Origin of the sequence: Flavobacterium movens (genome assembly GCF_039581425.1) — a bacterium.
Lineage (GTDB): Bacteria > Bacteroidota > Bacteroidia > Flavobacteriales > Flavobacteriaceae > Flavobacterium > Flavobacterium luteolum.
In genome coordinates this window covers 247187-260102 of record NZ_JBCPXY010000003.1, presented here as the reverse complement: position 1 = coordinate 260102, position 12916 = coordinate 247187, and the positions used below count along the sequence as shown (strand labels likewise).

Below are 12916 nucleotides of genomic sequence, written 5' to 3'. Positions count from 1 at the left end.
TTTTTGGATATAATTTAAAATTTGAAGATAAATACTATTATTAAAAATAAAAAAGACAACAACGAAAAACGTTATTGTCTTTTTAAAGTGTATTATAATGAATTGATTATCTGTTATTGTAAACGAATAAAGCTTCCTTTAAAATGTTTACGGCTGTAATCAAATCTTTTTTGTTTAAAACATAGGCAATACGAACCTGATTAAGTCCCATTCCAGGTGTAGAATAAAAACCTTTAGCAGGAGCAATCATTACAGTTTCGCCATTTAAATCATAACTTTCAAGAAGCCATTGTGCAAAATCATCTGAATCTTCTATTGGAAGTTCGGCAATACAATAAAAAGCACCTTTTGGTTTTGTAACCACAACACCATCAATCTTGTTTAATTCAGCAATTAAAGTGTTTCGGCGCTCTTTGTATTCGCCAATTACTTCGTCAAAATAACTTTGCGGTGTGTCTATTGCAGCTTCACAAGCAATCTGTTCAATAGTTGGCGGGCTCAAACGCGCCTGGGCAAACTTCATTACAGTTGATAAAACATCTTTGTTTTTTGTCACCAAACAGCCAATTCTAGCTCCGCACATACTGTAACGTTTAGAAACAGAATCAACCATGATTACATTTTGCTGTACATCTTCTAAATTCATTACAGAAAAGTGCACATCATCGCCATCGTATAAAAATTCACGATAAACTTCATCAGCGATTAAGTATAGATCATGTTTTTTAATCAAATGCGCTAATTGTTTAATTTCGGCTTCAGAGTATAAATATCCAGTCGGATTTCCAGGGTTGCAAATCAGAATGGCTTTTGTTCGTGGTGTTATTAGTTTTTCAACTTCATCAATGCTCGGCAAAGCAAATCCAGTTTCTATAGTAGAAACAAGAGGTACTACAGTTGCACTTGTAGAAGAAGCAAACGCATGATAATTAGCATAAAAAGGTTCTGGGATAATAATTTCATCTCCAGGATCTGTAATTGTGGCCAGTGCAAAAAGTAAGGCTTCAGAACCACCAGTTGTTACAATGATGTCTTCTGTGTTAACGTTTACGTTTTGGCGCTGGTAAAATTGTGCTAATTTTTTTCTATAGCTTTCATATCCGGCAGACGGACTGTATTCTATAAGAGTCAAATCAATATTTTTTACCGCCTCGATGGCCACTTCCGGTGTCTTGATATCCGGTTGACCAATGTTTAAGTGATACACCTTGTGTCCTTTTTTCTTTGCTAAATCAGCAAAAGGAGCCAGCTTGCGTATCGGAGATTCGGGCATGTTTTTTCCCTTGAGTGAAATTGTCGGCATGAGTATAAATTATTGAAGTGCAAATTTGCATTTTTTTTTCCAATTTAACGTAAACAATACAAGGACTTGCGAAAATGTAACAATAATAAATATATTTACTAATTTTATAATAAAATATTGTCAATGAAAAAATATATAGTATTGTTTTTTGGGTTATTCTTACCTTTTTTGCTTTTCGGGCAAGGCGATTTTTTATTAGAAAACAATGCAACAAAGGCTACGATTCCTTTTAAACTGATTAATAATCTTGTTTTTATTCCTATAAAAGTAAACGGAGTTGAGCTAAATTTTCTTTTGGATTCAGGAGTTGAAGAAACAATTCTGTTTAGTATGGAAGAAAAGCAGGAAGTCAGTTTTAACAATGTGGAGAAAATAAAGCTACGTGGTTTAGGAAGCGAAGAAGAAATAGAAGGCCTAAAATCAACTAAAAATATTCTCGAAACGCATGGTCTAAAATCAAAAGACCATATGGTATTTATTATTTTAGATCAAAGCTTCAATTTATCTTCTCATATCGGAATTCCTGTTAACGGAATTATCGGTCATAAATTCTTTAGAAATAATTTTGTTGAAGTCAATTATCAAAAAAGAAAAATAATAGTGCATGCTAATAATGCTAAGTTTGAAGAAAAGCTAAACAGAAAGTTTAAAAAAGTTCCGATTACCATAGAAAAGTCAAAACCTTACATTATGACAACGGCTACTGTGAACAATCAAGAAATTCCAGCAAAACTTTTAATTGATATTGGAAACAGTGATGCTTTCTGGATTTTTGAAAATGATAAAATAAAACTCCCAAATAAAAATTTTCCTGATTTTCTTGGAAAAGGATTTAGTGGCGACATTGAGGGGCATAGAGCCAAAATTGATAAATTTTCGATTGACGAATTTGATTTTAAAAAACCAATTGTCTCTTTTCCTGATTCAGCTTCAATTCGAAACGTTAAGATGGTCCCAGGACGTATCGGGTCTGTAGGGGGCGAAGTCTTAAAACGATTTACTCTGGTTTTGGATTATAAAGGAAAAAAACTATACCTAAGAAAAAACAGCAAATATGCAGAGCCGTTTACCTATAATAAGAGCGGAATCACGATTCAGCACAATGGACTTCAATGGGTTCAGGAAACAGTACATTTAGAAACAGTTCAGGTGGCTTCTACAATTGATGAATTGCAAGACAAAGACAAAAACAACAATAATTTTAAATACAAATTTGCTCTTAAACCTGTTTACGAGATTGTTAATGTAAGGAAGAATTCTGCAGCCGAAAAATGCGGATTACGCAAAGGTGATGTTGTCGTCAGTATTAATAATGCTCAGCCCTATAAATATAGTCTTGAGCAGATCAATAACCTTTTGAAATCGGAAGATGATATTTGGATTAATATGGAAGTAGAACGAAATAGTGTTGTACTTAAATTTAGATTCAAATTAGAAGACGAACTGTAAAAACTATTGAATTGTAGTTTCTTTAATTATTGGGAAACCACGTTTTATGATGCTGTATTGCAGAAACATCTTTTTTTTGTGAAAATAAGTTTACTAAAAATTAGTTTTTTTGTTAAATATTTTCTTATGTTTAGCAAAAATTTAATCTATGGCAAAAAACTACATAAGCTATTTATATTTTGTATTGTTTTTTATAGTTTTTAATCCCTTTTTTTCAAAACTAGCAGCCCAATGTGCTGGCAATGATAACACAAACGAATTGATTTGTGATGTTACAAATCCTATTTATCAATCTGTAAATTTATTTTCTTTATTAGGTGGTTCTCCTATTCCTGGAGGAACTTGGACAGATAATAATAACCTAAGAGGGCTAAATACTTCTACTGGTGTTTTGAATGCTCAGCTTATTCGTGCAGGAGGAACTTACAAGTATACTTATACAGCTCCTGCAACTTCGGGATGTACAGATAATAAAGCTGTCATTACCATTACCATAGGAGCATACGTTGGGGTTGGATCGGAAGTGACAGTTTGTAATGAAGATGACTCTTTTAATCTTTTTACGGCTTTTGACAGTAAAGTGATGGGGCCACATACAAACGGCAGATTTACTTACATTACAGGAGAGCCTGCCGAAAATCCGATAAAGATTGGGGGTATAAAAACCAAAACTACGCTTCGTTTTGTCTATACCGTACCCGCTGTGCTTGCCTGTTCTCCAGACGAAAAATCGACTAATCTTGAAGTTACAGTTTTGATAGCTCCAAAAGAAGGAAAACCGGCAGATCTAATTTTATGTGGAACTACTGATTTGGATGCATACACTGATTTAAATTTAAATGATCAGCTTACTGATGAAGACCCCGGTGGTACGTGGACAGGAATAGGAATAACTTCTCCTACAGATCATAATATTAATCTACAAGAATTGTTTGATGCGAACGGGCCTGGAGAATATGCTTACATTTATAAAGTTTTAGCAATTCCTGACAATAATATATGTCCTGATAAAGAAGCTACAGTAAAAATAACTCTTGAAAAAAGACTTGATTTTACAGGGGCTAAAATCGTAGTTAATAAAGATATCTGCGAATCGGAAATTGCGATAGCAACTTACTCGGCAAAAATTACACAGGGACCAGATCCTATTCCGAATGGCGAATATAAAGTTTCTTATACCGTTGTTGGGCCAGGAATATCTGTTTCAAATGCAAAGACCGCAAATTTTGTAAATGGAGAACTTAATTTTCCAATAGAAACAGCTTATTTTAATCGGGTTGGTAAATACAATATTACGGTCACCAATATAGTATCAACATCAAGTAAAGGAAAATGCGTTAACATTTTTAGTCCATTTGCAACTATTTTAACGATTTATCCGTTACCGCGATTGACGAATGCTTCATTAACAGCACTCGCAGTTTGTCAAAATGATGATGCAGTAATTCAAGTTACTGCACCCAATTTACTAGATGGAAATTATCGCATTTCTTATAATGTGAATGGAGATAATCTTGCTCTTGGTGAAACGGCAGAAATGCTTGCCGCTGGTGGAAAAGCCTCTTTTGTAGTTCCAGGAAACCTGAGCACCAGAAGCGGATTATCAGTAATTACCATTTATAGTATTACCAATATCACAAATCCTGCACCTCAATGCAGTAATACAGCAAATGTGGCCGGAAATCTAAATATAAATCCATTGCCAAATGCAGTAACTGTGGTTGCAAAAGTTAATGATTATTGTTTGAATGCTCCAGTTTCTGTAGCAGTTTCGGGATTAGGAAGCTTAACCAACGCCAGTATTTCTTATACATTGTCTGAAAGCAATTTTTCATCTGTTCAAACTATTACTAAAGCTGTAACAAATGGTAAATTAGATTTTATAATTCCGGCTGAATTGCTTTTAAATACAGGCGTCACAAAAATTACATTATTGAATTTAACCAGTACGGTTACAAATTGTGATGTAGACTTAATCAATGTTACAGATGATTTCATAATAAATCCAATTCCACCAGCGCCAATTGTTCTAGATCAAAATTTTTGTAAGGTTGATGAAGCGGTAATTGCTAATTTAGAACCGAAAGGAACTCAATATAAATGGTATAATTCGGCAACAGCAACAACACCGCTTGCTTCTGATTATGTTTTAAAAACAGAAGATTACTTCGTTAGAGAAACTTCTACAGCAGGCTGTGTTTCAGAACCTGCCAAGGTTACGGTAATTATTTACGATACTCCTGCACCGGAAATGAATGAAACGGCAGATTTTTGTGGATTGGCAAACCCAAAAATAAGTGATTTGTCTAATAAAACAAATGTTCCAACAACAGTAGCTTGGTATGATGCTGTAGATGGAAATCTATTGCCTTCAACCACAATGTTAGTTCATAATGCAACTTATTATGGATACGATTTGAATGAAGTAACACGATGTTTGTCAGATAATTATAAAGAAGTAAAAGTTTCACTTCAGGACTGTGAGGTTGCTCAATACGATTTTTTTATCCCAGACGGATTTTCTCCAAACGGAGATGGGGTAAACGATTCGTTTGTGATAAAAGATATTGAATTTTTATATCCAAATTATACACTTGAAATTTATAACAGATACGGAAACGGAATGTATAAAGGAGATAATAGTAAACCTGCTTGGGATGGCAAAAATTACGAAAAGAGCGGTATCGCAGCTGGTATTGCGCCCAACGGAGTTTATTTTTATGTACTGCATTTCAATAAAGACAATAAACCGCCCAAACAAGGCCGTCTTTATTTAAATCGCTAAACCACTTTTTACATTTTAATATAATTTTCAAATGAAAAAAATAATACTCGTTATAAATTTCCTTTTCTGTTTATCCATTTCTGCCCAGCAAGATCCCGAATACACGCATTATATGTACAATATGAGTGTAGTTAATCCGGCTTATGCTACAGGTATTCCTGCCATGATGAATTTTGGAGGATTGTACAGAACACAGTGGGTAGGGGCAGTTGGAGCTCCAAAAACATTTACATTTTTCGGTCACACCGCCATTTCAGATAAAATAGAAGCTGGTATCTCATTTGTCTCAGATGATATTGGAGATGGAGCCAAAAAGGAAAATAATGTTTATGCTGATTTTGCATACGTTTTAAAATTGGGCGGACAAAATAAATTATCATTGGGTTTAAAAGCAGGTTTTTCATCCATGCAGACCAATTTTAATGGTTTTCAATTCACAGATCCTCAAACCGATCTAGCTTTTGCAGAAAATATAAATGCAACAAAACCAAACATTGGAGTAGGAGCCTACTATTTTATAGATAATTTATATGTTGGATTATCTGTGCCAAATCTGCTGAAATCCAAATACATTGAAGAAAAGTCAGGGATTAATGCTTTTGGTTCTGAAGAAATACATACTTTTTTAACCGCAGGTTATGTTTTTCAGCTGAATGATGCATTGAAATTGAAACCCGCATTTATGTCAAAATTTGTAAAAGGCGCGCCAATAACGTTAGATATTACAGCCAATGTTCTGTATAATGAAAAATTTGAATTTGGAGCCGCCTATAGAATCGATGATTCGGTAAGTGCATTATTTAATATTAATGTTACGCCGACCCTAAGAGTGGGTTATGCTTACGATTATACGCTCACAAACTTCGGACAGTTTAATTCTGGAACACACGAAATCATGCTGTTGTTCGATTTAGACTTGTTAGGAAAAGGATTTGATAAATCACCAAGATTCTTCTAAAATGAAAAATATGAAAAAACTACTCGTTATTGTATTCGTATTTTCAATACAGTTTATAAGTGCCCAAAGTCAGGAGTTAAGCAGAGCAAAACGATTTTTTGACAAAACGTATTACAGTGAAGCTATTGTTTTGTACCAAAAATTAGCAGACGAAAAACCTTCGCAAGAAGTCATTAAAAATCTGGCTGATTCTTATTTCTATACAAACGATTTGATAAAAGCACAGCGATATTATCGTCTTTTGGTTTCAAGTTATAGTAATAATTTGGATCGAGAATATTATTTTAGATACGCGCAAACTTTAAAAGCAACAAATAGAGACGATGACGCAAATGCCAATTTAAAAGAGTATTATGCTAAATCTGCCAATTCTGAGGATCTTGCCAATTTTGAAAAAGACCTTAAAACTTTAGAAAATGTTACCGCAATCGGTAAGCGTTTTGAAATTAAAAACCTTGCTATAAATACCCCAAATTCTGAATTTGGAGCGGTGAAATACAAAGAAAATCTAGTTTTTGCAGGTGTTAAATTGAAGCCTGGTCTATTCGATAAAAAATACAAATGGGATAACGAAACCTATTTGAATTTGGTTTCAGTTCCGCTTAAAAACATTAATTCGGCAGATTCTATTGTTCATTATTTTGCTAAAGAATTGAAAACCGGAATGCATGAATCGAATGCTGTTTTTACAAAAGATGGCAAAACAATGTATTTTACTCGAAACAATTCAAAAAACGGAAAAAAGAAAAAAGACGATAAGAAAATTTCAAATCTTCAGATTTTTAAAGCAGAATTGGTTGATGGAAAATGGACAAAAATTACATCGCTTCCATTCAATAGCCCGAATTATTCTGTTGAGCATCCGGCCTTAAGTCCAGACGAAAAAGTGTTGTATTTTGCTTCAGATATGCCTGGATCTTTAGGATCTTTTGATATTTATTCGGTTAATATCAATAAAGGTGCATTTGATACTCCAAAGAATTTGGGTCCACAAATTAATACCAATAAAAGAGAGCAGTTTCCTTTTGCCTCGGCAGATAATAAATTATATTTTTCTTCAGACGGACATTTAGGCTACGGATCTTTGGATGTTTTTGTTTCTGAAATAAATGGAAACGAATATTCAAAAGCTGTAAATATTGGACTTCCTTTAAATTCTAATTTAGATGATTTTGCGTTTAATATCGATTCTAATACCAAAGAAGGATTTTTTGCATCAAATAGAGAAGGAGGAAAGGGAAGCGATGATATTTATCAATTTAAAGAAATAAAAGATTTAATTGTTGAAGATTGCAAACAGTTTATTGCTGGAACCATTACAGATATTGATACGAAATTGGCTTTAGAAAATGCAACGGTACTATTGCAGGATTCAGAAAATAAAACTTTAAATACTATTACAACTTCGGCTGACGGAAAATTTAGTTTTACTGTTGCTTGTGAGACTTCGTATAAAATTAGTGCTTTCAAAGAAAATTATACTAACGCATCAAAAGTACTGACATTAGACAAAACAAGAGATAAGGTTAACGATGGTTCTTTGGCATTAAAATCTTTAGAAGCAATCAAACAAGAAGAAAAACAAATTGCTGAAAACAAGAGAAAGCAAGAAATTTTTATTGAAGAAGAGAATAAGAAAAAAGAAGCTTTGGTTGCAATTGAATTAAAAGAAAAAGAAAAAAAGGCCAAAGAAGCTGCAATTGTTGCCGCTGAAATCAAAAAGAACGAAAAAGTAAAAGACATTTTAGCAAAAGAAAAAGATGTTGTAAAAGACAAAGACCGATTAATCATTAAAACAGATCCGATTTATTTCGATTATGATTTGTGGTACATCCGTAAAGAATCCAAAGTGATTTTAGGCAGAGTTGTAGAACTAATGAAAAAATATCCTGAAATGGTAATCGAAATTGGATCGCATACCGATTCAAGAGGAAACGAAAAATACAATGCCGATTTATCTCAGAAAAGAGCCAATTCAACAAGAGAGTTTATCATACAATCTGGTATAGATGCCAAAAGAGTTTCTGCAAAAGGTTATGGTGAATCAGTGCCAATTATAAAATGTAAAACAGATGAATCGTGCTCAGAAGAAGAACACGAATTGAATAGAAGATCTGAATTTGTAATCAAAAATTTATAAAATTATAGTAAGAAAAAAATCTTTTTTCTTTAATTTTATAGTAGTATCAATAAAATAGAAAAATTATGAGAAATCTAGCCTTATCTTGTTTGCTTTTATCCTTTGTAGGATTGCAAAGCTGTAAAAATGAAGAAAAACAAAAAGCCGCTGAAGCTGTAAAAGCAGAAGCTGAAACAGTAGTTAGCACTGCTTGCTACAAAGCAATTTATGAAAAGGATACAATAGATTTAAAATTGAATACTTTAAAGAGTGGAAAATTAACTGGAGATATGATTATGAGAGTTGCTCCTTCAACTGTTAGAACAGGAGAAGTTGCGGGTGAGTTTCATGGTGATACTTTATTTGTAGATTATACTTTTAAAGACAATGTGAATGGAGAAAAAACATTCAAAAACCCAATGGCTCTTTTAAAACGTAACAATCAGCTTATTTTAGGAAACGGAACCATGCAGACAACAATGGGAGTTACTTATCTAGTAAAAGATAAACCAATTGATTTTGAAAGCGTAAAATACAAGTTTGATTCTGTCGAGTGCGCTGCAAAGTAATAAAGAAGAAAGATTTGAGAAGCAAGATGTTGTTTCTCTATGTAGATAAAGAGAAAAGATTTTAGAAGGAAGATATTTCTCTGTAAAAGTAAAAAGCCGTTTCTAGATTTAGAAACGGCTTTTGTTATTTTAGGTTTTTTAATTCTTATTGAACTTCACCTTTAATTTTAAGGGCTACTCTTCCATCAGGATAGTTTACTGCATTTGTCTCAACAGTAATTGTTTTACGAATTGGCCCTGCAACCATATTATATTTTACATCGATTTTTCCTTTTTTGCCCGGCAAAATGGCTGCGGCAGGTTTAGTAACAACGATTGAACTTACTGTAGATTCTGCACCGGTAATTAATAAAGGAGCATCTCCGGTGTTTGTAAATTCAAAGGAACGAAGTCCATTGTCACCTTTAGAAATTTTTCCATAATCAATTGTATTGTCTGGGGCTGCAAATTCAATTTTTGGGCCGTTTTGTGCATAACTTACTGCGCTAAACAATAAGGCTGCAATAAAAGAGGCTGCATTTTTCATATGAAATCTTTTTTTAATTGTAAGTAAATATACATTCTTTTAATTAACACACAAATTATTATTTCTCTTTTTATAGTCTACTTAATTATTTACTTTTGCTGTCAGTTATAAATACAAAAATTGAACCATTTTTTTGTTTAACTGTTTAATCGTTTATTTGCTTAATCGTTGAGATTGATTTATAAATGATTTTTTAAAACAGAAAATAAGAAAACAAATCAATTTGAAATTCGATGATCAAAACCGATTAAACGGTTAAACAAATTAACGATTAAACAACCCTAGTAAATGACAATTCCAGCACAATTTGACGCTAAGACGATTGAGAGTAAATGGTATGATTACTGGATGAAAAACAACTATTTTCATTCAGAACCAGATCATAGAACACCGTACACCATTGTAATTCCGCCGCCAAACGTCACTGGAGTCCTTCACATGGGACATATGTTGAATAATACGATTCAGGATGTTTTAATTCGTAGAGCGCGTCTTAAAGGATTTAACGCTTGTTGGGTTCCTGGAACAGACCACGCTTCTATTGCTACTGAAGCAAAAGTGGTAGCAAAATTAAAAGCAGAAGGAATCAATAAAAACGATTTGACCCGCGAAGAATTCCTGAAACACGCTTGGGAATGGACAGATAAATATGGTGGAACAATCTTAGAACAGCTTAAGAAATTAGGTGCTTCTTGCGATTGGGAACGCACTAAATTTACTATGGACCCAGATATGTCTGCATCTGTAATTAAATCGTTTGTAGATTTATACAACAAAGGATTAATTTACAGAGGATACCGTATGGTTAACTGGGATCCAGAAGCAAAAACTACGCTTTCTGACGAAGAGGTAATTTATGAAGAACAACAAGGAAAACTATTTTTCTTAAAATATAAAATCGAAGGTTCAGAAGATTTCTTAACCATTGCTACAACACGTCCAGAAACTATTTTTGGAGATACTGCAATCTGTATCAATCCGAATGATGAGCGTTTTACACATTTAAAAGGTAAAAAAGCGATCGTTCCGATTTGCGGAAGAGTAATTCCAATTATTGAAGACGAATATGTTGATGTTGAATTCGGTACAGGATGTTTGAAAGTAACGCCTGCTCACGATATGAACGATAAAACGTTAGGAGAAAAACACAATCTAGAAATCGTTGATATTTTTAATGAAGACGCAACTTTAAATAGTTTCGGATTACATTATCAAGGAAAAGACCGTTTTGTAGTTCGTACAGAAATTGCAAAAGAACTGGAAGAAATTGGCGCTTTAGCAAAAACAGAAACACACTTAAATAAAGTTGGAACTTCTGAAAGAACAAAAGCGGTAATCGAACCAAGATTGTCTGATCAATGGTTCTTGAAAATGGAAGAATTGGTAAAACCAGCAATTAAGTCGGTTTTAGAAACAGGAGAAATTAAATTACATCCAAAACGTTTCGAAAATACTTATGCGCACTGGTTAAACAATATTCGTGATTGGAATATTTCTCGTCAATTGTGGTGGGGACAACAAATTCCGGCATATTATTACGGAGACGGAAAAGAAGATTTTGTAGTTGCTGAAAACATCGAAGATGCGCTAGCTTTAGCAAAAGAAAAAACCAACAACCAACAACTAACAACTGACAACTTAAAACAAGATGTTGATGCGTTAGACACTTGGTTTTCATCTTGGTTATGGCCAATGTCAGTTTTTGGCGGAATCATGGATCCAGAAAGTCCAGATTTTAAATATTATTATCCAACAAACGACTTGGTAACAGGTCCAGATATTTTATTTTTCTGGGTTGCTAGAATGATCATTGCAGGTTATGAATATGCAGGTGAAAAACCATTTACAAACGTATATTTGACTGGTTTAGTTCGTGATAAACAACGTCGTAAAATGTCTAAATCATTAGGAAATTCTCCTGATCCTTTAGACTTGATCGATGCTTTTGGAGCTGACGGTGTTCGTGTGGGATTGCTTTTAAGTGCTTCTGCAGGAAACGATATTATGTTTGACGAAGAATTATGTAATCAGGGAAAAGCGTTTTCAAACAAAATCTGGAATGCCTTTAAATTGATTAAAGGTTGGGAAGTTTCTGAAACGATCGCACAGCCAGAATCATCAAAAGTGGCAATCGAATGGTACGAAGCGAAATTACAGCAGACTTTGGTTGATATTGAAGATAATTTTGAGAAATACAGAATTTCAGATTCTCTTATGGCAATCTATAAATTGGTTTGGGATGATTTCTGTTCTTGGTTCTTAGAAATGATCAAACCAGCTTATCAACAGCCAATTGACAGCGTTACTTTCGCGAAAGCGATCGAAATGTTAGAAAGCAACTTGAAATTGCTTCACCCATTTATGCCTTTCTTGACAGAGGAAATTTGGCAGTTAATCACAGAAAGAACGCCTGAGGAAGCTTTAATTGTGTCAACTTGGCCAGAAGTAAAACCGTTTGATGCTAAATTGATTGCTGATTTTGAAAATTCAATTGAAGTAATTTCTGGAATCAGAACAATCAGAAAAGATAAAAATATTCCGTTTAAAGACGCAATCGAATTAAAAGGAATCAACAGCGAGAATGTTTCTACTTATTTTGATTCAATCATAACAAAATTAGGAAACGTTTCTGCTTTCGAATATGTTTCTGAAAAAGTAGACGGCGCATTGTCTTTCCGTGTAAAATCAAATGAATATTTCATTCCGATTACAGGAAACATCGATATTGAAGCTGAAATTGCAAAACTGACAGAAGAATTAAATTATACAAAAGGATTCTTGAAATCTGTAGAAGCGAAACTTTCAAATGAGAAATTCGTAAACGGAGCTCCAGAGAAAGTCCTTAATTTAGAAAAACAAAAACAAGCTGACGCTCTAGCAAAAATTGCTACAATTGAGCAGAGTTTGGCTGGTTTGAAATAAGAATCAGATTTTTTTAAATTTATAAAATTAAACCCGACAGGTTTCAAAAATCTGTCGGGTTTGTTGTTTTTTATAGCCAACTAATTCACGAATTTTATTTTTATAATCGTGGAGTAAAACAATAATTTACGAAGATCTGGCCGTAGATTATAAGAATAAAACTAATGAATTGGTTTGCCTGTTTGCTTTCGCTATGGTCGTGAAAACTGCAGGCATATAAATAGTTATAATTGAATTATAATTGGACTTAAAACAAAAATCCCAAGATTTTTCTATTTCCAGAGA

At 33.4% G+C, this 12916-nt stretch carries 8 protein-coding genes; 6 read left to right on the top strand and 2 right to left on the bottom strand.

Going from position 1 to position 12916, the window contains the following annotated elements:
* Positions 1-106: 106 nt before the first annotated feature.
* Positions 107-1303, bottom strand: coding sequence for a pyridoxal phosphate-dependent aminotransferase (locus AAYQ05_RS07475; RefSeq protein ID WP_343542313.1), 1197 nt, complete (start codon positions 1301-1303; stop codon positions 107-109).
* Positions 1304-1426: 123 nt separating this feature from the next.
* Between AAYQ05_RS07475 and AAYQ05_RS07470 the strand changes: the two genes are divergently transcribed.
* From AAYQ05_RS07470 to AAYQ05_RS07450, 5 genes are all read left to right on the top strand, one after another.
* A complete protein-coding gene (locus AAYQ05_RS07470) occupies positions 1427-2752 on the top strand; it encodes a PDZ domain-containing protein (RefSeq protein WP_343542312.1) in 1326 nt (441 codons plus the stop codon).
* Positions 2753-2900: 148 nt separating this feature from the next.
* Positions 2901-5537: a gliding motility-associated C-terminal domain-containing protein gene (locus AAYQ05_RS07465; RefSeq protein WP_343542311.1), complete on the top strand. Its 2637-nt coding sequence runs from the start codon at positions 2901-2903 to the stop codon at positions 5535-5537.
* 31 nt (positions 5538-5568) lie between these two features.
* Positions 5569-6495, top strand: a complete 927-nt coding sequence (locus tag AAYQ05_RS07460; protein ID WP_343542309.1) for a PorP/SprF family type IX secretion system membrane protein — start codon at positions 5569-5571, stop codon at positions 6493-6495.
* 10 nt (positions 6496-6505) lie between these two features.
* The gene (locus AAYQ05_RS07455) at positions 6506-8635 is read left to right on the top strand and encodes an OmpA family protein (protein WP_343542307.1); all 2130 of its coding nucleotides are present in this window, start codon (positions 6506-6508) and stop codon (positions 8633-8635) included.
* A 65-nt stretch (positions 8636-8700) separates the two neighbouring features.
* Positions 8701-9183 carry a hypothetical protein gene (locus AAYQ05_RS07450; protein WP_343542305.1) on the top strand — a complete coding sequence of 161 codons (483 nt, stop codon included), beginning with the start codon at positions 8701-8703 and terminating at the stop codon, positions 9181-9183.
* 145 nt (positions 9184-9328) lie between these two features.
* Here AAYQ05_RS07450 and AAYQ05_RS07445 read toward each other — a convergent pair whose 3' ends face one another.
* Positions 9329-9709: a DUF1573 domain-containing protein gene (locus AAYQ05_RS07445; RefSeq protein WP_343542304.1), complete on the bottom strand. Its 381-nt coding sequence runs from the start codon at positions 9707-9709 to the stop codon at positions 9329-9331.
* 288 nt (positions 9710-9997) lie between these two features.
* Here AAYQ05_RS07445 and AAYQ05_RS07440 point away from each other — a divergent pair, with 288 nt between their 5' ends.
* Positions 9998-12631 carry a valine--tRNA ligase gene (locus AAYQ05_RS07440; RefSeq protein ID WP_343542302.1) on the top strand — a complete coding sequence of 878 codons (2634 nt, stop codon included), beginning with the start codon at positions 9998-10000 and terminating at the stop codon, positions 12629-12631.
* Positions 12632-12916 lie beyond the last annotated feature (285 nt).